Raw genomic sequence first — 23,890 nt, forward strand, 5'->3', positions numbered from 1 at the left:
GCAACGATGACAGTGTGATGGCCATGCCGGCGGCGTGGGCTTGGCCGGCGGCGCGCGCGGCTGGTCGCTCGCGGTCGGCCATTAGCGGTCGGCTATTAGCGGTCGGTCATTAGCGGTCGGTCATTCGCTTTGGCACTGAATGCTATTCGAAACCTTAACTTCCGGTGCGCGGCGCCGGCGTGACAGAATGCCGCGACCAGGCCGGTCGGCCTGCGCGGCCCCTGTTCTTCCTCACACGCATCCCGCACGGAGATCCTTGCATGCTGGCGGCGCGCCTGCTCCTCTGTCTTGCCTTTGTCATGGCCATGCTGACCCACGTTTCCTCCGCAGCCGGCGGCTCGCCGGCCACCGAACTCCACGCCGCCGCGGCAAGCGGTGACGCCGCACGGGTCGGCGCGCTGCTTGCCAGCGGCGCCGCCATCGACGCGCGCGATGCGCAGGGACGTACCGCGCTGCTGGTCGCCGCGCACCGCAACCAGGTGCAGGCGGCAAAGGTCCTGATCGAGGCCGGCGCCGACGTCAATGCCAAGGATGCGATCCAGGACAGCCCCTACCTCTACGCCGGCGCGCGCGGCCACAACGAGATCCTGCGCCTCGCGCTGGCCCACGGCGCGGACCTGCGCAGCACCAACCGCTACGGCGGCACCGCGCTGATCCCCGCCGCCGAGCGCGGGCATGTCGAAACCGTGCGCATGCTGATCGCGGCGGGCGTGGACGTCGACCACGTCAACCGGCTGAAATGGACGGCGCTGCTCGAGGCCATCATCCTCGGCAACGGCGGCACCGCGCATACCGAGATCGTGCGCCTGCTGGTGCAGGCGCGCGCCGACGTGAACCTCGCCGACGGCGAGGGCGTTACTCCGCTGCAGCATGCGCGCCAGCGCGGCTACGTGCAGATCGAGCGCCTGCTTGCTGCTGCGGGCGCGCGCTGACGCGCCATCGACGCGACGGGCAGTGACCCGTTCAGGCGAATCGCCGTCACCGTGCCTCATATATACTGTCAGTATGCATACAAAATGGTGAAGGCGATGTCTCCGAGAGCAAAGCGCAGCACAACGAGTGAAAGCGGCCGTACGGCAACCGCGGAGCCGGAAGCGGATCCGGCCAAGGAACTGCTCTGGGCCCGTCCGGGGTTTCTTGTGCGGCGGCTTCACCAGATCCACGTGGCGATGTTTTTCGAGGAATGCAAGGCGCCCAACATCACGCCGGTCCAGTACGCCATCCTGACCGTGTTGTCGGTGCTGCCGGGGCTGGACCAGACCTCGCTGGGACAGGAAGTGGGGCTGGACCGCACCACGACCATGGACGTGGTGCGCCGTCTGGAAGACCGCGGCCTGGTCGAGCGCCATGAAAACCCCGCAGACCGGCGTACGCGTCATGTCCACCTGACGCGCGAAGGCAAGAGCGTGGTCTCGTCGCTGCGTGCCGACATGGCACGCGCGCAGGAACGCATGCTCGCGCCGTTGAAGCCCGCGCAGCGGGAGGTCTTCATGGAGTTGCTGGCGACGCTGGTGGAAGCCAACAACCAGTACAGCCGCACGGTGCTGCGGAGCATGTAAGCAAATCGGCGGGCTTCGTGCGATCCCCTCTCCCATTTATGAAAGAGGGGAGGCCACCATCGCGGGGTTTGACCGGTCAGTCGCCTCAGACCGGATAAACCAGGTCGTTCGCAATGATGGTGGTGTCATACACCACCTGCCGCTCGCGCAGCAGCAGCCTCCCGCCCTGGCGGCGGAAGCGGTCGTGATAGGTGCCGGCGAGGTGGATCGTGGTGGGGCCCTCCACCAGCGTCTGCAACAGCATGAAATTGGCCTGTGCCACGATATCGCCTTCGGCCGTTTCAGCGCTGACCCGCGTGTTGGTCACCAGGTGCAGGTTGTAGCGCGGCGCGAACATCTGCGTATTGGCGATCGCCGCGGCGCGGTCGCGCATCATGCCGATGCCTTCGGCATACACCAGCCCTACGGGCAGGTTGCGTTCGGCGTTCTCGCGCGCGGTGATACGGTAGAGCGCGTCCTCGGTGAAGAAGCCCGGCCATTGCTCGACCATGCCGGCGTCGAGCACCGCGCAATAGTCCGCGTGGAAGGCATCGATCTCCAGCCGCAGTTCGATCGCGCGCGCGGTGCCGAGGGTGCTCTCGCGATAGAGGGAGTAGTTCATCGGTTTCATATTGCTTTGGATTCCCGTCAGGCGGCGTTCAGAATCCCATCACGCCGCGGTAGTACTGGTACATTGCGCGGATCGCGGATTCGGAGATCAGGAAGTTGGAAGTGCCGATCTGCTGCGCGTCCAGCTTGAGCACGTTGAGGTCGCTGCTGGAGCGGCGCACGCCTTCCTGCACGAACTTCATCGCCTCGTTGTCTTCCAGCCCAAGGAAGCCGGCGGGGCCCATCAGGTTGCCCTGGCGCAGGCGGTGCTGCGTCATTTCCTCGGAATCGTCCTCGTAGCCGAACATGGTCCACAGCATCAGCATGCTGTCAGGGCCATTGGGCACGATCTGGCGCACGCCCAGGGTGTTCATCTCGCGCTGCACGATCAGGTTCGGCCAGATCGTCTGCATCGTCACCGACCACGGCGAGTCGAACTCGCGCACGTATTCCAGGAAGCGTTCGTCCTCCAGGCGCATGCCTTCGTGGTACGAGCGCATCTCCTTCTTGTTCTCGTCGCTGACGGCTGCATACTTGTCTTCCTTCTTGGCCGATGCCATGGTGCCATGGCGGCCATGCACGGGATCGGCGATCATCGCCGACTCGTTACCCGCCACCAGCAGGCCGAACACCACCAGGAAGGAGTGCAGCAGCGTGGCGTGGTACGGGTCCTTCAGGTTCTCGTGGTACATCTTCCAGTTGCACGGCAATTCGTTCTTGTAATAGCCGAGTACCTTGAGCGGCTTGCCATTGAAGACGATGTCGAAGTCCTTCAGGATCTCCGGCGTCATGTAGTCTTCCAGGCTTTCCATGTCGGGCGCGTAAGAGGCAAAGATCGCGCCGTTGCGCGTTGCCACGTGCAGCTTCACCAGGCCGTGGTCTTCGTTGCGGAAGTCCTTCGGCATGCCGCCGGCGCGATTGACGCCGCGCTTGAACGGAACGCCCTGCAGGTTGCCCTTCAGGTCGTAGGACCACTGGTGGTACGGGCAGACGAATTCCTTGGTGTTACCCTGGCTGTGGCGGCAGAACTCTGCGCCGCGGTGCGCGCACCGGTTCTCGAACACGTTGATCGAGCCGTCCTCGGCGCGCGACACGACCACCGGCGTCGCGCCGACATATGAACGCTTGAAGTCACCGGCGTGCGGGATCTCTGCTTCGAGTGCGACGTAGTTCCACGAGCGGCCGCGGAAAATCTTCTGCAGCTCCAGATCATGGACGGCCTGGCTGGTGTAGACCCAGTCCGGGATGTAGTGGAGGCCGTCCTCGGGCCAGCGGCATTCATCCAGTCCCGGGTTCTTCTTGCCCAGCGTGTGCTGGATCACCGCTTGTGTCTGGTACATGTGGGGTCCTCTCAGAGTGTGATGGAGCTGTCTGCTTCTGCCTGCCGTTCGCGCACAACCTGCCGCAGCGGCAGGGTGTCGTCGCACAGGCGTGCGAAATGTGCCGAGACGTCGTGTCCGACCAGTGAGCGCAGCTGGCGCAGGTCGCCGCCGGCATTCACGGCAATGGCATGGCTCAGGCGGCCGTGGCGGGTGCCGAGCAGCATGAACTTCGGGGCGGCATCGTCGTGGGCCGCGATACCGCGCCAGGCATAGCGGATATCCGGATGCGCCGCGCCGAGCATCTGCACGTTGCAGCCGAACTGGTCGGTCCAGAACCACGGCAGTGCCGCGGGTTCCGCATCCACGCCCAGCATGGACGCCGCCGCGATGCGTGCCTGTTCATTGGCGCTTTGCCAGGACTCAAGCCGCATCTCGGTGCCGAACAGCGCCTGGTACTGGCTGCAGCAGTCGCCAGCGGCGTAGATTCCTTCCGCGCTGGTACGGCACTGTTCGTCGACCTGGATGCCGCCATTCTGCGGATGCAGCGCCAGGCCAGCGCCGGCGGCGAGTGTCACTTCCGGGGTCAGGCCAATGGCGACCACCACCAGCGGGGCGTGCAGCGCGGAGCCGTCGTCGAGCCGCATCTGCACGGCATCGCCCTGCACATCGCAGTGAGCGATGCCGCAGCCAAGGCGCAGGGTCACGCCTTGCGCCCGCACCCGGTCTGCCAGCCACGTGCCAAGCTCCGCCGGCAGGGCGCGGCCAAGCAGGCGGTCCGCGCTCTCGACCAGTGTGACCTTCAGGCCCATGCCTGCAGCGGTCGAAGCAGTCTCCAGGCCAAGGAAGCCGCCGCCGACCACCACAAGTTCGCCAACGCGCCGCATGGCGTCGCGCAGGTGCGCCGCGTCGTCCAGCGAACGCAGGTAATGCACATGCTGCGTGCCGCGCGGCAGCGCCGGCAGCGCGCGGGCATTGCCGCCGGTGGCGAGCAGGCAGGCGTCATAGCCGATGGCGCTGCCGTCAGCCAGGTGCGCGACGTGCCGCGCGGCATCGAGCGCGGTGACGCAGGCGCCCAGCCGCAGATCGATGCCCTGGTCGGCATAGTAGCTGGCGGGGTGCACGCCGATCTTGCCGTCCTGCCCGGCGTCGGCAAGCACGGACTTGGACAGCGGCGGGCGCTCGTATGGCGCGTGGCGCTCGCCGCCTGCCATGACGATGCGGCCGGCGTAGCCAAGGCCGCGCAGCGAGGCGGCGGCCATGGCCCCGGCCTGGCCGGCGCCGACGATCAGGATAGGCGTGTGCTGTGTCATGACCGGCTCCCTTACAGCTCGACCCACACCCGGCTGTCTTCGATCTTGACCGGATAGGTGCGGATATCGCCGGTGGCCGGCGCGCACATCGCCTTGCCGGTGCGGATGTCGAAGCGGGCCTGGTGCAGCGGGCATTCGATGCAGCCGTCTTCCAGGTAGCCGTCCGACAGCAGGGCGTACTGGTGCGTGCAGACGTTGTCGGTGACAAAGTACGCGTCATCGCTGCGATAGAGGGCAAGCTGGCGATCGCCCAGCGTCAGCGGCATCACCTCGTCGTTCTGCAGCGTATCGGCCGCATCGATGTGAATCCATGCCATGGTCATCTCCGTAAATCTAATTTGTCAGTATGCTGAATATATAAGATCAGTGTACTGATGTTTATGGCGCGAAATATCCTCGTTAACCCTGGCTGGCGCGGGCGGTGCCGGGCGTTGCCGTTGCCGCACTGTGCTGCGACGCCGGACGTGCCTGCCAGCGCGCCAGGATCTCGCCCATGATGCCGCGGCGGAACGTCAGCACGCAGACCACGAAGATCAACCCGGTCACCATGCTGACCGATTCGCCCAGCGTATCGAACCAGCCGATCCCGGTCATGGCCGCCAGCGCGTTGCCCGCATCCCCCAGCTTGTTCTCCAGCGCAACAATGACCAGCGCGCCGACCAGCGGGCCGGACAGCGTGCCCATGCCGCCGACCAGTGTCATCAGGATCACAGAGCCCGACATCATCCAGTGGACATCGGTCAGCGTGGCGAAGCCCAGCACCAGGGTCTTGAGCGCGCCGGCCAGCCCCGCCAGCGCAGACGACAGCACGAACGCCAGCAGCTTGAACCGATCCGCGTCATAGCCCAGCGAGACCGTGCGCGGCTCGTTCTCCTTGATCGCGCGCAGGATCTGCCCGAAGGGCGAGTTGACGATGCGCATGATGCCAAGGAAGGCCGCGGCCGTGATCGCCAGCACGACGTAGTACATGGTGTGGTCGGACGTCAGCGGCAGCACGCCGAACAGCTCGCCGCGCGGCACCGCCTGCATGCCGTCTTCGCCGCCGGTCACCGGTGCCTGCAGGCAGAAGAAGTAGAACATCTGCGCCAGCGCCAGCGTGATCATGGCGAAGTAGATGCCCTGGCGGCGAATCGCCAGCGCGCCGAACACCAGCCCCAGCAAGGCGCCGAAGGCGGTGCCGGCGAGCAGCGCCAGTTCCGGCGTCAGGTGCAGCGACTTCATCGCATAGCCACAGGCGTAGGCCGCGCCGCCGAAGAAGGCGGCATGGCCGAACGACACCAGGCCGGTATAGCCCAGCAGCAGGTTGAAGGCGCAGGCAAACAGCGCGAAGCACAGCAGCTTCATCACCAGCACGGGGTAGGCACCCAGCCAGGGCGCGAGCAGCAGGGCTGCCAGCAGCAGTCCGTACGCGAGCAGCGGCCGCGTTGCGTAAGTGGGGCTTGCCATCATTTCTCCTTTCCAAACAGGCCGGCCGGTCGCACCAGCAGCACGCAGACCATGGCGACGAAGACCACGGTCGCGGAGGCTTCGGGGTAGTAGACCTTGGTGATGCCTTCGAACACACCCAGCCCCAGGCCGGTAAAGATCGAACCGAGGATCGAGCCCATGCCGCCGATCACCACCACCGCGAACACCGTGATGATCAGGTTCTGCCCCATCAGCGGCGACACCTGCATCACCGGCGCGGCGAGCACGCCCGCGAGCGCCGCCAGGCCCACGCCAAAGGCATAGGTCAGCGTTACCAGCAGGGGCACGTTGACGCCGAACGCCTCCACCATGCGCGGATTCTCGGTGCCGGCGCGCAGATAGGCGCCCAGCCGGGTCTTCTCGATCATGTACCAGGTGACGAAGCACACCGTCAGCGAAGCCACTACCACCCAGGCACGGTAGTTGGGCAGCACCATGAAGCCCAGCTGGCTGACACCGGTCAGCGCTTCCGGGGTGGGGTAGGTGAGGCCGGAGACACCATAGACCGAGCGCAGCAAGCCTTCGATCAGCAGGCAGATGCCGAGCGTCAGCAGCAGCCCGTACAGGTGGTCGAAGCGGTACAGGTGACGCAGCATGGTGCGCTCCAGCACCACGCCCAGCGCACCGGCCACCAGCGGCGCCAGCAGCAGCATCAGCCAGTAGTTGATCCCAAGGTAGTTCAGGCCCATCCACGCCAGCACCGCGCCCAGCATGAACAACGCGCCATGCGCGAAGTTGATCACGTTGAGCAGGCCGAAGATCACGGCCAGCCCCAGGCTCAGGATCGCGTAGAACGATCCGTTGACCAGCCCCAGCAGCAGCTGGCTCAGCAGCGCGGGCAGGGGCACTCCAAACAATTCCATGACAAGGTCTCCTTACACGCCCAGCAGGGCGTTGAGCGCGGGCATCTTCCGTTCCAGCTCGTTGGCGGCGAAGGCCTCCACGATGCGGCCGTGCTCCATCACGAAGAAGCGGTCCGCCAGCGGCGCCGCGAAGCGGAAGTTCTGTTCCACCATGACGATGGTGTAGCCCCGGCGGCGCAGCGTGGCGATCATCTTCGCCAGCTTCTGCACGATCACCGGCGCCAGCCCTTCCGAGATCTCGTCGAGCAGCAGCACGCTGGCGCCGGTGCGCAGGATGCGCGCCACCGCCAGCATCTGCTGCTCGCCGCCCGACATGCGCGTGCCCTGGCTCTTGCGCCGCTCGTGCAGGTTGGGAAACATCTCGTAGATCTCGGCAACGGACATGGGCTCGCGCAGTCCCGTCGCGCCCGGCGCTGCCTCGAAGGCTGGCGGCAGCATCAGGTTCTCTTCGCACGACAGGCTGGCGAAAATGGCGCGCTCCTCGGGGCAATACCCCAGCCCCAGCGGCGCGATGCGGTGCGTCTTCATGCCGATGGTTTCCTGGCCGAACACGCGTACCGAACCTTTGCGCGTGCCGACCAGTCCCATGATGGCGCGCAGCGTGGTGGTGCGACCCGCGCCGTTGCGCCCGAGCAGCGTCACCACTTCGCCCGGCTGGACCGCCAGGTCCACGCCGTGCAGGATGTGCGATTCGCCGTACCAGGCCTGCAGGCCCCGCAACTCCAGGGCCGGTGTGGCGGTTGCGGTCATGCGGCCTCCTGCTGGTCTTCCGTGGTTCCCATATAGGCTTCCTTCACCTGCGGATTGCGGGATATTTCGTCATACGTGCCCTCGGCCAGCACTGCGCCGCGCTGCAGCACCGTGATGCGATCGACGATCGACGACACCACGCCCATGTTGTGCTCCACCATCAGCACGGTCCGTCCCGCCGACACGCGCTTGATCAGCGCGGTCACGGTCTCGACGTCCTCATGGCCCATGCCCTGCGTGGGCTCGTCCAGCAGCATCAGCTCGGGATCGGTGGCGAGCGTGGTGGCCAGTTCCAGCGCGCGCTTGCGCCCATAGGCCAGTTCCGCCGTGCCGAGATGGGCGAAGCCCGCCAGGCCCACGTCGTCCAGCAATTCCATGGCACGCGCATCCAGATGCGACAGCGAGCGCTTGCCGCGCCAGAAATGCCACGACGTACCCAGCTTGCGCTGCAGTGCGATGCGCACGTTCTCCAGCACGCTCAGCTGTGGGAACACCGCCGAAATCTGGAACGAGCGGATCACGCCCATGCGGGCGATCTGCGCCGGCCGCAGCGCGGTGATGTCGGCACCGTTGAAATGGATGGAGCCGGACGACGGGGCATGGAACTTGGTCAGCAGGTTGAAACAGGTGGTCTTGCCGGCGCCATTGGGGCCGATCAACGCATGGATCGAGCCACGCCGCACCGACAGGCTGACATCGCTGACGGCGGTAAAGCCCTTGAACGCCTTGGTCAGCCCCTGCGTGCGCAGGATTACGTCTTGCTCAGGCATTGGCGCGCTCACTTCTTGACCAGCTGGCATTCGCTGGCGGAGAGGGGACGGAAGGCCTCGTCGCCGGGGATCGTGCCGATGTACTTGACCAGGTCCCACGGGCCTTTCGATTCCGCCGGCGTCTTGGCCTGGGCCAGGTACATGTCGTGCACCATGCGGCCATCGATACGGACCTTGCCATTGCGCACAAAGGCGTCGTTGACGGGCAGGGCGCGCATCTTGTCCGCCACCGCCGGGCCCTCGACAGTCTTGGCGGCTTCCACGGCCTTCAGGTAGTGCAGCACACCGGAATAGACGCCGATCTGCCCGTGCGTGGGATACGCCTTCTGCCGCTTGTAGTAGCGCTCGACGAACTCCTTCGACTTTGCGTCGAGGTCGAGCCTGAACGGATCGACATAGGTCAGGCCCTGCGCGGCGGGCAGGCCCAGGCTCTTGATATCGGTGATGAAGGTGGAAGGCGTGATCACCGTCTGGCCTGCCTTGATCAGCCCGAATTCGCCGGCCGCCTTGACGCCGTTGATCATGTCGTTGCCGGCATTGGCCAGCACCACCACCTTGGCCTTGGAGGCCGAGGCCGCGACCACCGGGCTGCTGAAGTCGCTGGCATTGAGCGGATGGCGCGTGCTGCCTACGTTCTTGCCGCCGCCGGCATCGACCGCCTTGCGGAAGTCGGCTTCCAGCGACTGGCCAAAGGCGTAGTCCACGGTGATGTAGTACCAGCTGTTGCGGCCCTGGTCGATCAGGCGCCGGACCAGCGGATACGACACCGAGTAGGTGTCCCACGCCCAGTGGAAGCCGGTCGGCGAGCAGTTCTGGTTGGTCAGCGCCATGGCGCCGCCGGTGGAAACGATATCGATCTTCTGCTTCTGGCGCGCGACTTCCTGCACCGCCAGCGCGGTCGACGAGTTGGGGAAGTCGATCACCATGTCGACGCCGTCGGTATCGAACCAGCGGCGCGCCAGCGACGACGCGATATCGGCCTTGTTCTGGTGGTCGGCGGACAGCACCGTGACGGGCTTGCCCAGCGCCTTGCCGCCGAACTCCTCGACGGCCATCTGGGCGGCGACGACCGAGCCCTTGCCGGACAGGTCGGCATAGGAGCCGGACATATCGGTGATGACGCCGATCTTCACGCCGCTGGCGTCGGCCAGGGCGGGAGTGGCCTGCGCCAGGCCGAGCAGGGCGGACGACGCGGCAAGGGTGCGGAGGATGGGAGAGGAGGACATGGGGGCTCCAGGTTGTCTGCGCGAAGGGATGGAAGTTGGCGATGGCTGCATTCGCCCGACGCGGACGCCATCGCTGCGCTCGCTCGGGAAACAAATCAGTATGCTGAAGTTATGCTCAGGAAAAGGGCGGATTTCTCCGCCCTGAAAGTGCGCCGGGGTGCAGCGCTCAGGTGGACAGGTCGCGTCCGCGCGTCTCTGGCACGAACACCATGCCGATGACGAAGGCGAGTCCGGCGATGACCACCGGATACCACAGGCCAAAGTACAAGTCGCCGCTGGACACGTTCATCGCCGTGACCACGAACGACAGCATGCCGCCAACCCATCCGGCACCAAGATGGAAAGGCAGCGACAGCGAGGTGTAGCGCACCCTGGCCGGGAACAGCTCGACCATGAAGGCGGCCATCGGGCCATACACCATGGCCAGGAACAGGATCGGCACCAGCAGCAGCACGAACACCATCGGCGTATTCATCCTGGCGGGATCGGCATGCTCGGGCCAGCCGGCCGCGATCAGTGCGCCCTTGATGGCTGCGCGGTCGAAGCCCTGCAGGGTACGATCGCCGATCCGCACTTCCGCCTGTGCCGGGTCGCTGGCCGGCACGAAGGTGTAGCCCACGCCCAGGTCGGTCAGGTAGCCGCGGATCTTGTCGCAGGCCGACACCGGTTCGCCGAACAGGCGCGCCTTGCAGTCGCCGGCGGTCACCTGCACCGTGCCTTGCCGCTGGAACTGCTCCAGCGCGGGATTGGCGTAGTGGGTCAGTCCCTTGAACACCGGCTGGGTGCAAAGCGCAGCCAGCAGGCACGCCGCCATCATGATGTACTTGCGGCCGATGCGGTCCGACAGCCAGCCGAAGAACAGGTAGCACGGCGTGGCCACGACCAGTGCGACCGCGATCAGCTTGTGTACGGTTTCGATCGGCACGTGCAGCGTCTTGTTCAGGAAGAACATGCTGTAGAAATGGCCAGTGCCGAAGATCGCGCCGAGTCCGGCGGCCACCACGAACAGCAGCAGCACCGACTTCAGGTTTTTCCACTGGGTGAAGCTCTCGCGGATGGGGGACTTCGAGGTGGCATTGCCCGCCTTCATGCGCGCGAACACCGGTGATTCATGCAGCTTGCCGCGGATGTAGACCGAGATCACCAGCATGACCAGCGACACGATGAACGGGATGCGCCAGCCCCACGCGCGGAATTCCGCTTCGGTCAGGAAGGTCTTGAGCAGGTAGACCACGAACAGCGAGGCCAGCAGCCCCAGCGTTGCGGTGGTCTGCAGCGAGCTGGTGTAGAGGCCGCGCTTGCTGGCCGGCGAGTGCTCGGCGACGTACGTGACTGCGCCGCCCACTTCGCCGCCAAGCGCCAGGCCCTGCAGCAGCCGCAGCAGGACCAGCAGCACCGTGGCGGTGATGCCGATCTGCTCGTACGTCGGCAGCACGCCCACGCCCACCGTGGCCACCCCCATCAGCAGGATGGTGACCAGGAAGGTGTACTTGCGCCCGATCAGGTCGCCCAGGCGCCCGAACAGCAGCGCCCCCACGGGGCGGATCAGGAAGCCGGCGCCAAAGGTGGCCAGGCTGGCCAGGAAGGCGGCGGTTTCATTGCCCGGCGGAAAGAACAGTGCGCCGAAGTACACCGCCAGCGCCGCGTAGATGTAGAAGTCATACCACTCCATCAGGGCGCCGAAGGATGAGGCAAGGATGACCTTGCGTTCTTCGGCAGTCATGCCGGAGGTTGGGGCGCGCGTCTCCGCGCGGGTCAGGCTGATCGTCATGGCGGGGGTCCTCTTGGTCAGGCCGTTGTCTCTATTGTTTGTCTGCTTCCCGGTGGTGCCGGCGCCGGTAGTGCGGGTCGTTGATGACCCGCCACTGTGCAGCGCCGCATCCTGCCGGTGCATCAGTCAGTATGCTGATGAGAAACGCAGTATGCTGAGCAAAATGCGGGCCAATGCCAGCGCCACATGGTGTCTTGCGACGGCGCTGGAAAGCCCGATTTAAACGGCTATTTCATATTGTCAGCATACTGAGCATCTGAAATCAGTGTACTGAGCGTCCCCGGCCATCGTTATAGGTGTTAACCCTCCGCGCGGCGTCTGGACTTTTGAATTTCCGCTGACTAGAATCCGAAACTAATCAGTGTACTGAGCAATTAACAAGACCACGCGTTTGCGCACGCGAGACAAGCTCGGCACGACGCGATTCAACCCATCAGGAGCCCCCACCAGCATGACCTACGTGAAGAAGATCGCCCTGGAAGAGCATTTCATGACCCCCGGCTTCCAGGCCTATTCCAAAGGGTTCACGCAGCATATCGACCCGGCGGTGTTCGCCGAGCTCGGTCGCCGCCTTGCCGATTTCGACGAAGAGCGCCTGGCCGAGATGGACCGCTGCGGCATCGACATCACCGTGCTGTCGCAAACCGGACCCGGCGTGCAGGGCGAGCCCGACGCCGGCCTGGCGCTGGCGCGGGCGCGCGAGAGCAATGACTTCCTGGCGGCGCAGATCGCCCGCCATCCGACGCGCTATGCCGGCTTTGCCGCGCTGCCGATGCAGGATCCCGAGCAGGCCGCCGCAGAACTGGAGCGCACCGTGCTGCAACTCGGCTTCAAGGGCTCGCTGGTAAACGGCCATACGCATGGTCGCTACTACGACGACCCTGCGTATGACGCGTTCTGGGAACGCATGCAGGCGCTGGATGTGCCGATGTACCTGCATCCGACCGATGCCTTCGTGTCGCCGCAGGTGCTCGCCGGCCATCCGGAGCTCGCCGGCGCGGCGTGGGGGTGGGGCGTGGAAACCGCATCGCACGCGCTGCGCCTGCTGTTCAGCGGCGTATTCGACCGCTTCCCGCGGCTGAAGCTGATCCTCGGCCATATGGGCGAGGGCCTGCCGTACCAGCGCTGGCGCTTCGACAGCCGCTTCGCGGTCTATTCGCACGGCGTCAAGCTGGAGCGCGCGCCTTCCGAGTACATCGGCACCAATATCGTCATCACCACCTCGGGCGTGTGCTCGCACGGCGCGCTGATGGGCGCCATCGCCGAGCTGGGGCCGGAGGCGGTGATGTTCTCGGTCGACTATCCCTATGAATCCACCGAAGTGGCCGCGCAGTTCATCGACAGCGCGCCGCTCGACGACACCACGCGCGCGCTGGTCTGCCATGGCAACGCGCAACGCCTGCTCAAGCTCTGATCGCACAAACCGGGAACCCCCATGCAAAAAGCCTTTCGTATCGGCCAGATCGTCCCCAGCTCTAACACGACGATGGAAACCGAAATCCCCGCCATGCTGATGGCGCGCCAGCAGATCCGCCCGGAACGCTTCACTTTCCATTCGAGCCGCATGCGGATGAAAAGGGTGGTCAAGGAAGAGCTGGCGGCGATGGATGCCGAGTCCGACCGCTGCGCGGTGGAGCTCAGCGATGCCCGCGTCGACGTGCTCGGCTATGCCTGTCTGGTCGCGATCATGGCAATGGGCCACGGCTACCACCGGCAGTCCGAACAGCGCCTGAAGGCGCACACCACGGCCAACGGCGGCGACGCGCCGGTCATCACCAGTGCCGGCGCATTGGTGGATGCGCTCAAGGTGATGGGCGCAAAGCGCATTGCAGTGGTCGCGCCCTACATGAAGCCGCTGACCGAACTGGTCGTGGACTACATCCGCAACGAGGGCTATGAAGTGGTGGACTACCGCGCGCTGGAAATCCCCGACAACCTGGAAGTCGGCCGCCACGATCCCGCGCGCCTGCCCGCCATCGTCGCGCAGATGAACACAAGGGACGTGGATGTGATCGTGCTGTCGGCCTGCGTGCAGATGCCGTCGCTGCCGGCGGTGGCCAAGGTCGAGGCGATGACTGGCAAGCCGGTGCTCACTGCCGCCATTGCTACCACCTACGCGATGCTCAAGGCGCTGGATCTGGAGCCCGTGGTCCCCGGCGCGGGCGCGCTGCTGTCCGGTGCCTACTGAGGAGCGGCCATGAGCACCTTCCTGTATGGGAGCCACGTCCACGCCAATGGCATCCGCCAGCATTACCTGCGCTACGGCGGCAATGTGGACGAGCGTGCCGCGCGCGACGCCGTCATTATCGTGCCAGGCATCACCAGCCCAGCGATCACCTGGGGCTTTGTCGGCGAACGCTTCGGCACGTGCTTGGACACCTACATCCTCGACGTGCGCGGCCGCGGGCTGTCGTCGGCGGAGCCGGAACTCGACTACGGCCTCGATGCACAGGCGCGCGACGTCGTGGCCTTTGCGGAGGCACTGGGCCTGCAGCGCTACAGCGTGGTCGGCCATTCTATGGGCGCACGGATCGGCCTGCGTGCCGCGGCGGGGCAGCCGGGCGGGCTGGCTCGGCTGGTGATGGTCGATCCGCCCGTCTCGGGACCCGGGCGTCGCCCGTATCCGGCGCAGCTGCCGTGGTACGTCGATTCGATCCGGCTGTCCCGGGACGGCACCGACCTGGAAGGCATGCGCCGCTTCTGCCCGACCTGGACCGACGAGCAGCTGCGCCTGCGTGCCGAATGGCTGCACACCTGCAATGAAGACGCGGTGGTGCGCAGCTTCGAAGATTTCCACCGCGACGATATCCACGCCGACATGCCGAAGGTCAGGGTGCCAACGCTGCTGGTGACTGCTGGTCGTGGCGACGTAGTGAAGCCTGAAGACGTCGCGGAAATCCGCACGTTGCTGCCCGGCGTGCTGGTCAGCCACGTCGCCAATGCCGGCCACATGATCCCGTGGGATGACGAAGCGGGCTTTTACGCGGCGCTTGGGGATTTCCTCGGTGCGCCGCTGGCGCAATCGCTGGCGCAATCGCTGGCGCAACCTGCGAGCAAGGAGCCGACATGCCAGTAAGTGACCACCAGATGATCGAGGCCTGGCGCAAGGTGCTGCGGCTGTCCCGGCTGGAGCCGGGCCAGACCGTCACCATCCTGACCAGTGCCGCCACCCACCCGCAGACGCTGTCCGCCGCGCTCACCGCCGCGCAGTCGATGGGCGCGATCGTCAACCGGCTCGACCTGCCGCCCGTCAACGGCGAAAAGGCGCTGAGCCGCGATGCGCTCGCCTACCTCGGTACCACGCCGCTGACCGGCAACCCGGCCGCCATCGCCGCGCTGAAGGCGAGCGACCTGGTGCTGGACCTGATGACGCTGCTGTTCTCGCCCGAGCAGCACGAGATCCTGCAGGGCGGGACCAAAATCCTGCTGGCCGTCGAGCCGCCCGAGGTGCTGGCGCGCATGGTGCCCTGCGAGGCCGATCGCGAACGCGTGAAGGCGGCCTCGCAGCGGCTGGCAAGCGCAAGGGAAATGCACGTCGTCTCGCCCGCGGGCACCGACCTGCGCTGCCCGCTGGGCGAATTCCCTGCCATCAGCGAGTACGGCTTTGTCGACGAGCCCGGGCGCTGGGACCACTGGCCCAGCGGCTTCGCACTGACCTGGCCGAACGAAGGCGCTGCAAGCGGCACCATCGTGCTGGACAAGGGCGACATCCTGCTGCCACAGAAGACCTACGTCACCGAGCCGATCCGCCTGACGGTGGAAGCGGGCTTTGCGACGCGCATCGAAGGCGGGCTCCATGCCGAGCTGCTGAGCGAATACATGGCGTCATTCAACGATCCGGAAGCCTATGCGATCTCGCATATCGGCTGGGGGCTGCAGCCCCGCGCGCATTGGTCGACGCTGGGCCTGTACGACCGCGAGGCCACCATCGGCATGGATGCGCGCGCGTTCGAGGGCAATTTCCTGTTTTCGCTCGGCCCCAACAACGAGGCCGGCGGCCATCGCACCACGGCCTGCCATATCGACATCCCGGTGCGCCGCTGCACCGTGCGCCTCGACGGCGTCGACGTGGTGACCGCAGGCAAGGTGACCGACGGTTTCCGCTATCCGGAGGACAAGTCGTGATCCACAAGGAAATCGGCGCGTACCAGCGCCAGGGCTTCGGCAGTGCGCTGGAGCTGGACGGCCCCTTCGGGCTGCTGATCGTGGACTTCGTCAACGGCTTTGCCGATCCGGCGGTATTCGGCGGCGGCAATATCCGCGACGCCATCGCCAACACCGTGCCGCTGCTCGCGGTGGCGCGGCGCGAAGGCTGGCCGATCGCGCACAGCCGCATCGTGTACGCCGATGACGGGGCCGACCACAACGTCTTCTCGATGAAGGTGCCGAACATGCTGACGCTGAAGGAGCACGCTTTCAACAGCGCCATTGTGGAAGAACTGGCGCCGCACCCGGGCGAACTGGTGGTGCGCAAGACCGTGCCATCTGCGTTCTTCGGCACGTCGCTGGCGGCCTGGCTGACGCAGCGCGGTGTGCGCACGCTGGTGGTGGCCGGCGCCGTCACCAGCGGCTGCGTGCGGGCCAGCGTGGTCGATGCGATGCAGTACGGATTCCGCCCGCTGGTGCTGTCCGACTGCGTGGGCGACCGCGCGCTGGCGCCGCATGAGGCCAACCTGTTCGACATGGCGCAGAAGTACGCAACGGTCGCCACGCGGGCAGAGGGGCTTGCCGCCATTGGCGTGCGGGAATAGGCGCCTGAAGGGGGCCGGCGGCCGCCGGGATGCGGTAAAGCCGCAATTGACAGGGCCGCCGGCATTTCCATAGGATTTTGGTCAGTATGCTGAATAAACTACGCTTATCATCGGAACGGACAGGGCAATGACATCGTCGATGGAACCGGATCACCCGGATAGCGCCCGCGGCCAGGGCGTCGGCGCCCGCGTGGCGCGCAAGGAGGACGCGCGGCACCTGCATGGCAAGGGCCGCTTCGTCGCGGACATTGCCATGCCGGACCTGCAGGAAGTAGCGTTCCTGCGCAGCCCGGTCGCGCACGCCCGGCTGCTGTCGGTGACCAAGCCGTCCGGGCACGCCACCGCGGTGATTGTGCGTGAAGACATGACGGCGGCCAGCGACATCGTCGCCGATTCGGCGTTCCCGTCCTACCAGCCCTCGGCGCAGCCGCCGCTGGCCAGCGGCAAGGTGCGCTTCGTCGGCGAACCGGTGGCGATGGCGTTCGCGCCCACGCGCGCCGAGGCCGAAGACATCGCCGAGCAGGTTGCCGTGTCGTTCGACGAACTGCCCGCACTGGCCGACGTGACCCAGGCCCGCCAGCTTGCCGGCGAGGTGCGTGTGCATGAGCACTGGCGCGACAACACCTTCCTGACGCTGACCGCCGACAAGAACTTCGAGGCGCGCCAGCGCGAGGCCACGGTCGTGGTGCGCCGCAAGATCGACCTGGCTCGCCAGTGCATGGTGCCGATGGAAGGCAAGGCGGTGCTGGCCTACTGGGACCACCAGTTCGACCAGCTGGTGGTCTACAGCGCGACGCAGGTGCCGCACATGATCCGCACGATCCTGGCGCACTGCCTGGGGCTTGAGCAGGAGCGCGTGCGGGTGATCTCGCCGGACGTGGGCGGCGCCTTCGGCTACAAGTGCGTGCTGCAGCAGGAAGAACTGTGCATCGCCTGGCTGGCGCTGACCTACAAGCGCCCGTTCCGCTTTATCGAGGACCGCCGCGAGCACCTGACCGCCGGCGCGAACTCGCGCGAGCATCACTACGACCTGACCGCTTATGCCGATGCGCGCGGCCGCCTGCTGGCGCTGGATGCAAAGATCGTGATCGATGGCGGCGCCTACTCGGTGTGGCCATTCACCATCGGGCTGGAGCCGGGGCAGGCGATCGGCAACCTGCCGGGGCCGTACGCCTTTGACGGCTACCGCTGCGAAACCGCTTGCGTGGCGACGAACAAGCCGGGCTTCGTGCCGTATCGGGGCGTGGCGCGTACCGGCGTCTGCTTTGCGATGGAACTGATGATCGACGCCATTGCCCGCAAAGTCGGGCGCGAACCCTGGGAAGTGCGCTGCGAAAACCTGGTGCCCCCGGAGGCCATGCCCTATGTCAACGTCACCAACAAGCACTTCGACGGTGGCGACTATCCCGCCAGCGTACGCAAGGCCATGGAAATGATTGACCTGCCCGCGATCCGCGCGCGCCAGCAGGCGGGGCCGCAGGGAAGCACCTATGTCGGCGTGGGCTTCGGTACGTACACCGAGCAATCGGCGCACGGTACATCGGTGTTCGCCGCGTGGGGCACGCCGGTGATCCCCGGCTTCGATTCGGCGACAGTGCGGATCACGCCGGACGGCGGGCTGGAAGTGCGGGTCGGCGTGCATTCGCACGGGCAGGGCATGGAGACCACCTTTGCGCAGATCGCCAACGAGATCCTCGGCATCGATATCGCGCGGATCAAGGTGGTGCATGGTGATACCGGTCTGACGCCATTCTCGACGGGCACGTATGCTTCGCGCTCGCTGGTGATGTCGGGCGGCGCGGTGTCGCGCGCTTGCAAGGCGCTGCTGCCCCGCCTGCTGAAGATCGGCGCGCACATGCTCGGCCAGCCGCAGGACGCCGTGGCGTTCCGCGCTGGCGCCGTGGCGGCGGGGGAGGCGGGGGAGGCGGGGGAGGGGGGTACCGCCGATATCGCGCGCATCGCCAACGCCTGGTACATCAACCCGCATCTGCTGCCGCCGGACGTCGATGCGCAGGGGCTGGAAGTCACGATGGGCTTCAAGCCCGCCGTCGATACCGGCAGCTTTACCTACGCCACGCATGCGGTGGCGGTGGAAGTCGATATCGATTCCGGCCACGTCGAGATCCTCGACTACGTGGTGGTAGAGGACTGCGGCACCATGATCAACCCGATGGTGGTGGAAGGGCAGACCTACGGCGGCGTGGCGCAGGGCATCGGCACCGCGATGTTCGAAGCCATGCACTACGACGGCAACGGCCAGCCGCTGGCATCGACGCTGGCGGACTACATGCTGCCGGGTCCGACCGAGATCCCGTCGATCCGCATCCACCATTTCGAGACGCCGTCGCCGCATACGGAGTTTGGCGCCAAGGGCATGGGCGAGGGCGGGGCGATCGCGCCGCCGGCGGCCATCTTCAATGCCGTCAACGACGCGTTGCGCGATTTCGGCGTAGAGCTGAAAGAGACGCCGCTGACGCCGCGCAAGATCCTGGAAGCGCTGGAGACGGCCGAGGCCGATGCGCATAAACGGAAGGCAGCCTGACCGATGAAAGCTGGTGCATTCTCCTACCACGCGCCCGGCTCGCTGCCGGAGGCGCTGTCCCGCCTGGGCGCGGGCACCGACATTTCCAAGGCCATGGGCGGCGGGCAATCGCTCGGGCCCATGCTGAACCTGCGCCTGACCCGGCCCGAGACGGTGGTCGATGTGTCGGCGCTGCGTGAATTGCGCGACGTGACCGCGACCGCCGACGGCATCCGCATCGGCGCCTGCGTGACCCACGCGCAGATCGAGGACGGCGTGTTCGAAGCGCTGCGCGGCACCATGCTGCAGGGGGTTGCCGGCGGCATCGCCTATCGGGCGATCCGCAACCGCGGCACCGTCGGCGGCAGCCTTGCACATGCCGATCCGGCTGCCGACTGGGTCGTGGCGATGACCGCGCTGGGTGCGCGCATCGAGATCGCCTCCGCAGCCGGCATGCGCGAAGTACCGATGGAGTCGTTCATGCTCGGCGCCTACACCACGGTGCTGGCCGACGGCGAGCTGATCGCCGCGGTGCGGGTGCCGCCGCACACCGCGCACAGCCGCTGGGGCTACCACAAGCTGTGCCGCAAGACCGGCGAATTCGCCGAAGCCAGCTGCGCCGCGTACTTCGACGCGAGCCGCCGCTTCGCCCGCATCGTGCTCGGCGCGCTGGACGGCCCGCCGATGGTGCTGCCCGGCCTGACCCGCGCCGTCGCGGCGCAGGGCGCCGCCGCGCTGACGGCCGATGCCGTCGCCGAAGCTGTCGCCCAGGCCGCGCCGGGCAAGGACGCCATCGACCGCAAGCTGTACCGAACCGTCGTGATGCGCTGCGTCACGCAACTGCTGAACTGAGGAGCGCCGTGCAGACCATCGAATTCACCGTCAACGGCCGCCTGGTATCCGGCGCGTGCGCGGACCGGACGCACCTGGGCGACTACCTGCGCGATACGCATCGCCTGACCGGCACTCACCTTGGCTGCGAGCACGGCGTGTGCGGCGCCTGCACCGTGCTAGTCGACGACAAGCCGGTGCGCTCGTGCATCACCTTTGCCGCCGCCTGCCAGGGCGCCGACATCGTCACGGTGGAGGGCTACGAGGACGACGCGGTCATGGCCGACCTGCGCGTCGCCTTTAACCGGCATCACGCGCTGCAATGCGGCTTCTGCACGCCGGGGATGCTGGCCACCGCGCGCGATATCGTGCTGCGCCTGCCCTACGCAGACGAGGCCACCATCCGCCATGAACTGTCGGGCAACCTGTGCCGCTGCACCGGCTATATGGGCATCGTCGCCGCCATCCGTTCGGTGCTGGACGCGCGCCGCGCGGCCGCCGGCGTGATTGCACGGCATGCCGGTGCTGCCACAGCCACCGAGCCGTTCGCAAGCTTCACGGTCGCGGACGAGGCGCTTGGCACGCAGCCGCACCTCGCGGCGGCCGGCAGCGCCGAGCCGGAACGCTCGGCCGACCGCAAGGGCTGGTCGCGCATCGAGGGCGGCTTCACCGTGCCTTATGCGTTGGACCAGGTATGGGCCTTCATGGCGGACCTGCCGGCCGTGGCGGGATGCCTGCCTGGCGCCGTGCTGACTGAAGTGGCCGGGGAAAAGGTCAAGGGCCATATCGCCATCAAGTTCGGCCCCATGTCGGCAAGGTTCGAAGGCGCCGCGCGCCTGCAGCGCGACGACGCGAACAAGCGCGGCGTGCTGAAGGGTGCGGGACAGGACTCGCTCAGCAACTCCAAGGCCGCGGGCGATATTGCCTACCAGCTCAAGGCCTTGGCCGCCGCCGAGACCGAAGTCGCGGTCGACCTGCAGTATTCGCTGCAAGGGCCGCTGGCCCAGTTCTCGCGCTCGGGGCTGGTGCGCGACTTCGTGCGGCGGATGATCGCCGACTTCGGCAAGTCGGTGGCACGCAGGATGGACCCGACGCTATCCGACGCCGAACGCAATCAGGCCGTGCGCCTGAACCCGGTGGCAATGTTCTTCGGCGTGCTGTGGGAGCGTGTGAAGCGCTTGTTCGGCGCCCGCTGAACAACGCTGGCCGGCTAGGCGGGAGGAGTAGAGGAGTAGAGGAGTAGAGGAGTAGAGGAGTGGAGGCGCGGCCTCCCTTGCCCGCCTTACCCCGGATGCACTACAACCAGTAGTGCGGTGGCAGTGGTCTTGCCGCCATTGGAGATCGCATGTGCGACATCAGCCGCATAGCGCGCGGTCTCGCCGTGCCGCAACTTCTTCTCGTCGGCGCCGGCGCGCACCGTCATCGACCCGCCCAATACCGTCAGGTGTTCCTGCGTGCCGGCCTCGTGCGGCTCGGAGGCCAGCACGCCGCCGGCCTGGATGGTCAGCTCATACCACTCGAAGCGCCCGGCCAGATCGATCGGGCCCAGGATGCGCAGGTCGCAGCGGGTATCGGGGCTTTTCAGCGACGGGATCGCGTGCGGCTGGACCACGGTGATGCCGCCCCCGGGGCGCTCCGCGGCGCCGCCGGCGAGGAAATCGGTCAGGCTCACGCCGAGCGCATTGGCCAGGCGCCACAGCACCGCTACGGTGGGGTTGGCCAGGTTGCGTTCGATCTGCGACAGCATCGACTTGGATACGCCGGCGCGGCGCGACAGCTCGTCGAGCGACAGGCGCTGCTGCTGGCGCAAGGCCTGCAGCGCCAGGCCGACGGCCGGCGGACCCTCGGCCTGCGGGGCCTGGAGCGGGGCTTGCGTCATGGATGGATGTTCGTTATATTGCGCAAAACGTTCGATATAAAGAACGTGTTCGATTTATCGATCGAATCGTAGCACACCACAGCACATCCCCAGCACACCACTGCACACCACCGGGAGCCAGCCATGTCGAATGCCGAGGCATTCTACGCATCCATCCGCACCGAACTCGACACGATCCGCGAGGCCGGGCTGTTCAAGCAGGAGCGCGTGATCGCCACGCCGCAGGGCGCGCGGGTGCGCACCACCGATGGCCGCGAGGTGATCAATTTGTGCGCAAACAACTACCTTGGACTGTCGTCGCACCCGCAGGTGATCGAGGCCGCGCACGAGGCGCTGCGCACGCATGGCTTCGGCCTGAGCTCCGTGCGCTTTATCTGCGGTACGCAGGACCTGCACAAGACGCTGGAAGCGCGGCTGTCGGCGTTCCTGGGCACCGAAGACACCATCCTCTACGGCTCCGCGTTCGATGCCAACGGCGGGCTGTTCGAGACGCTGCTGGGCGCCGAGGACGCGGTCATCAGCGATGCGCTCAACCATGCGTCGATCATCGACGGCATCCGCCTGAGCAAGGCGCGCCGCTACCGCTACCAGCACAACGATCTCGACGATCTGCGCGTGCAGCTGGCGCAGGCGCGCGCGGACGGCGCGCGTTTCATGCTGGTGTTTTCCGACGGCGTGTTCTCGATGGACGGCACCATCGCGCGGCTGGACGAGATGCGCGCGATTTGCGACGAGTACGGCGCGCTGCTGGGCATCGACGAATGCCATGCGACGGGCTTCCTCGGAGCGCGCGGGCGCGGCACGCATGAGCTGCGCGGTGTGTTCGGCAAGATCGACATCATCACCGGCACGCTGGGCAAGGCGCTGGGCGGCGCTTCCGGCGGCTTTACCAGCGCGCGCAAGGAAGTGGTGGCGCTGCTGCGCCAGCGCTCGCGCCCGTACCTGTTCTCCAATACGGTGGCGCCGGCGATCGTCGGGGCATCGGTCGCGGTGCTCGATATCCTCGAAGCCAGCACCGAGTTGCGCGACCGGCTGGAACGCAACACGAGGTTTTTCCGCGCGGGCCTGGACAAGCTGGGCTTCGACGTCAAGGCCGGCGAACACCCCATCATCCCGATCATGGTCTACGACGCCGACAAGGCGCAGCAGCTCGCGCAGCGGCTGCTGGAACTGGGGGTGTACGTGGTGGGCTTCTTCTACCCGGTGGTGCCCAAGGGGCAGGCCCGCATCCGCGTGCAGATGAGCGCGCTGCATGACGAGGCCGCGCTGCAGGCGGCGCTGGATGCGTTCGGCCAGGCCGGCCGCGAACTGGGGCTGATCTGATGGCCGACGGCACTCCCAGAATCCTGATCGTCGGCGCCAACGGCCAGATCGGCTCGGAACTGGCACTGGCGCTGGCCGAACGCTACGGCCGCACCAACGTCATCACCTCCGATGTGGTGCCGACCGGCCGCCACGTGCACATCACGCACGAGATGCTCAACGCCACCGACCGCGGCGATCTGGCCACCGTGGTCGAGCGCCATGGGATCACGCAGGTCTACCTGCTGGCGGCGGCGCTGTCTGCCACTGGCGAGAAAGCGCCGCAGTGGGCCTGGAACCTGAACATGACCAGCCTGCTCAACGTGCTGGAGCTGGCGCGGCAGACCGGGCTGGAGCGCGTGTTCTGGCCCAGCTCGATCGCGGCGTTCGGCCCGACCACGCCGTCGGTGGATACGCCGCAGAAGACCGTGATGGAGCCGACCACCGTCTATGGCATTTCCAAGCAGGCGGGCGAGGGCTGGTGCCGCTGGTACCACGCCAACCATGGCGTCGACGTGCGCAGCGTGCGCTATCCGGGGCTGATCTCGCACAAGACGCCGCCGGGCGGCGGCACCACGGACTATGCGGTCGACATCTTCCATGCAGCCGTGAAGGGCGAGCCTTACACCTGCTTCCTGAAGGAAGACGAGGCCCTGCCGATGATGTACATGCCCGACGCGCTGCGCGCCACCATCGAGCTGATGGAGGCGCCGGCCGAACGGCTGGGCGAGCGCGGCAGCTACAACATCGCCGGCACCACCTTCACGCCCGCGCAGATCGCCGCGGCGATCCGCGAGCACGTGCCCGGCTTCGAGATCCGCTACGAGCCCGACTACCGCCAGGCGATCGCGCAAGGCTGGCCGGATTCGATCGACGATTCGGTGGCGCGCGCGGACTGGGGCTGGAAGGCGCAGTACGGACTGAAGGAAATGGTCGCGGACATGCTGGCCAACCTGAGGGCGACACTGGCCGCCTGAGCG

General features: G+C 66.6%; 23 protein-coding genes. 12 read left to right on the plus strand and 11 right to left on the minus strand.

Annotated features, from left to right (window positions below):
* Positions 1–260 precede the first annotated feature (260 nt).
* Both CTP10_RS20070 and CTP10_RS20075 read left to right on the plus strand, forming a co-directional pair.
* Positions 261–932, plus strand: coding sequence for an ankyrin repeat domain-containing protein (locus CTP10_RS20070; protein ID WP_116319868.1), 672 nt, complete (start codon positions 261–263; stop codon positions 930–932).
* 96 nt (positions 933–1,028) lie between these two features.
* Positions 1,029–1,559, plus strand: coding sequence for a MarR family winged helix-turn-helix transcriptional regulator (locus tag CTP10_RS20075; RefSeq protein ID WP_116319905.1), 531 nt, complete (start codon positions 1,029–1,031; stop codon positions 1,557–1,559).
* 85 nt (positions 1,560–1,644) lie between these two features.
* On the opposite strand, the gene CTP10_RS20080 is transcribed toward CTP10_RS20075, so the two are convergent.
* The 10 genes from CTP10_RS20080 to CTP10_RS20125 form a co-directional block, all read right to left on the minus strand.
* Complete coding sequence (locus CTP10_RS20080) at positions 1,645–2,160, minus strand: aromatic-ring-hydroxylating dioxygenase subunit beta (protein ID WP_199414591.1); 516 nt, start codon at positions 2,158–2,160, stop codon at positions 1,645–1,647.
* 37 nt (positions 2,161–2,197) lie between these two features.
* Complete coding sequence (locus CTP10_RS20085) at positions 2,198–3,487, minus strand: aromatic ring-hydroxylating dioxygenase subunit alpha (RefSeq protein WP_116319866.1); 1,290 nt, start codon at positions 3,485–3,487, stop codon at positions 2,198–2,200.
* 11 nt (positions 3,488–3,498) lie between these two features.
* The gene (locus CTP10_RS20090; RefSeq protein WP_116319865.1) at positions 3,499–4,779 is read right to left on the minus strand and encodes an NAD(P)/FAD-dependent oxidoreductase; all 1,281 of its coding nucleotides are present in this window, start codon (positions 4,777–4,779) and stop codon (positions 3,499–3,501) included.
* A gap of 11 nt (positions 4,780–4,790) precedes the next feature.
* Positions 4,791–5,096, minus strand: a complete 306-nt coding sequence (locus CTP10_RS20095; protein WP_116319864.1) for a non-heme iron oxygenase ferredoxin subunit — start codon at positions 5,094–5,096, stop codon at positions 4,791–4,793.
* 82 nt (positions 5,097–5,178) lie between these two features.
* Positions 5,179–6,228, minus strand: coding sequence for a branched-chain amino acid ABC transporter permease (locus CTP10_RS20100; RefSeq protein ID WP_271815873.1), 1,050 nt, complete (start codon positions 6,226–6,228; stop codon positions 5,179–5,181).
* Positions 6,225–7,109, minus strand: a complete 885-nt coding sequence (locus CTP10_RS20105) for a branched-chain amino acid ABC transporter permease (RefSeq protein WP_116319862.1) — start codon at positions 7,107–7,109, stop codon at positions 6,225–6,227. The genes CTP10_RS20100 and CTP10_RS20105 overlap by 4 nt, the downstream gene beginning before the upstream one ends.
* Positions 7,110–7,121: 12 nt before the next feature.
* Positions 7,122–7,859 carry an ABC transporter ATP-binding protein gene (locus CTP10_RS20110; protein WP_116319861.1) on the minus strand — a complete coding sequence of 246 codons (738 nt, stop codon included), beginning with the start codon at positions 7,857–7,859 and terminating at the stop codon, positions 7,122–7,124.
* On the minus strand, positions 7,856–8,629 hold the full coding sequence (locus CTP10_RS20115; protein WP_116319860.1) for an ABC transporter ATP-binding protein: 774 nt from the start codon (positions 8,627–8,629) through the stop codon (positions 7,856–7,858). Before CTP10_RS20115 ends, CTP10_RS20110 begins: the two co-directional genes overlap by 4 nt.
* Before the next feature lie 8 nt (positions 8,630–8,637).
* Positions 8,638–9,855, minus strand: coding sequence for an ABC transporter substrate-binding protein (locus tag CTP10_RS20120; protein ID WP_116319859.1), 1,218 nt, complete (start codon positions 9,853–9,855; stop codon positions 8,638–8,640).
* Positions 9,856–10,021: 166 nt separating this feature from the next.
* Positions 10,022–11,626, minus strand: coding sequence for an MFS transporter (locus CTP10_RS20125; RefSeq protein ID WP_116319858.1), 1,605 nt, complete (start codon positions 11,624–11,626; stop codon positions 10,022–10,024).
* Positions 11,627–12,077: 451 nt separating this feature from the next.
* On the opposite strand from CTP10_RS20125, the gene CTP10_RS20130 reads away from it, so the two are divergent.
* The 8 genes from CTP10_RS20130 to CTP10_RS20165 all read left to right on the plus strand — a co-directional run bounded on the left by CTP10_RS20130 (position 12,078) and on the right by CTP10_RS20165 (position 20,925).
* Positions 12,078–13,040 carry an amidohydrolase family protein gene (locus CTP10_RS20130; RefSeq protein WP_116319856.1) on the plus strand — a complete coding sequence of 321 codons (963 nt, stop codon included), beginning with the start codon at positions 12,078–12,080 and terminating at the stop codon, positions 13,038–13,040.
* A gap of 21 nt (positions 13,041–13,061) precedes the next feature.
* Positions 13,062–13,814, plus strand: coding sequence for a maleate cis-trans isomerase family protein (locus CTP10_RS20135; protein ID WP_116319855.1), 753 nt, complete (start codon positions 13,062–13,064; stop codon positions 13,812–13,814).
* A gap of 9 nt (positions 13,815–13,823) precedes the next feature.
* Positions 13,824–14,702 carry an alpha/beta fold hydrolase gene (locus CTP10_RS20140; RefSeq protein WP_116319854.1) on the plus strand — a complete coding sequence of 293 codons (879 nt, stop codon included), beginning with the start codon at positions 13,824–13,826 and terminating at the stop codon, positions 14,700–14,702.
* Positions 14,693–15,751 (plus strand): 2,5-dihydroxypyridine 5,6-dioxygenase, encoded by a 1,059-nt coding sequence (locus tag CTP10_RS20145; protein WP_116319853.1) that lies wholly within the window; start codon positions 14,693–14,695, stop codon positions 15,749–15,751. The genes CTP10_RS20140 and CTP10_RS20145 overlap by 10 nt, the downstream gene beginning before the upstream one ends.
* On the plus strand, positions 15,751–16,377 hold the full coding sequence (locus CTP10_RS20150; RefSeq protein WP_116319904.1) for an N-carbamoylsarcosine amidohydrolase: 627 nt from the start codon (positions 15,751–15,753) through the stop codon (positions 16,375–16,377). The genes CTP10_RS20145 and CTP10_RS20150 overlap by 1 nt, the downstream gene beginning before the upstream one ends.
* A gap of 127 nt (positions 16,378–16,504) precedes the next feature.
* Positions 16,505–18,919, plus strand: a complete 2,415-nt coding sequence (locus CTP10_RS20155) for a xanthine dehydrogenase family protein molybdopterin-binding subunit (protein ID WP_116319852.1) — start codon at positions 16,505–16,507, stop codon at positions 18,917–18,919.
* A gap of 3 nt (positions 18,920–18,922) precedes the next feature.
* Positions 18,923–19,750 (plus strand): FAD binding domain-containing protein, encoded by an 828-nt coding sequence (locus tag CTP10_RS20160; RefSeq protein ID WP_116319851.1) that lies wholly within the window; start codon positions 18,923–18,925, stop codon positions 19,748–19,750.
* 8 nt (positions 19,751–19,758) lie between these two features.
* Positions 19,759–20,925 carry a xanthine dehydrogenase family Fe-S subunit gene (locus CTP10_RS20165; RefSeq protein WP_116319850.1) on the plus strand — a complete coding sequence of 389 codons (1,167 nt, stop codon included), beginning with the start codon at positions 19,759–19,761 and terminating at the stop codon, positions 20,923–20,925.
* A gap of 86 nt (positions 20,926–21,011) precedes the next feature.
* On the opposite strand, the gene CTP10_RS20170 is transcribed toward CTP10_RS20165, so the two are convergent.
* Positions 21,012–21,608 carry a helix-turn-helix domain-containing protein gene (locus tag CTP10_RS20170; protein ID WP_116319849.1) on the minus strand — a complete coding sequence of 199 codons (597 nt, stop codon included), beginning with the start codon at positions 21,606–21,608 and terminating at the stop codon, positions 21,012–21,014.
* 123 nt (positions 21,609–21,731) lie between these two features.
* Here CTP10_RS20170 and kbl point away from each other — a divergent pair, with 123 nt between their 5' ends.
* Positions 21,732–22,931: a glycine C-acetyltransferase gene (gene kbl, locus CTP10_RS20175; RefSeq protein ID WP_116319848.1), complete on the plus strand. Its 1,200-nt coding sequence runs from the start codon at positions 21,732–21,734 to the stop codon at positions 22,929–22,931.
* Positions 22,931–23,887, plus strand: coding sequence for an L-threonine 3-dehydrogenase (locus CTP10_RS20180; protein ID WP_116319847.1), 957 nt, complete (start codon positions 22,931–22,933; stop codon positions 23,885–23,887). The genes kbl and CTP10_RS20180 overlap by 1 nt, the downstream gene beginning before the upstream one ends.
* The last annotated feature ends 3 nt before the right edge of the window (positions 23,888–23,890 follow it).

The organism is Cupriavidus sp. P-10 (genome assembly GCF_003402535.2).
Taxonomy (GTDB): domain Bacteria; phylum Pseudomonadota; class Gammaproteobacteria; order Burkholderiales; family Burkholderiaceae; genus Cupriavidus.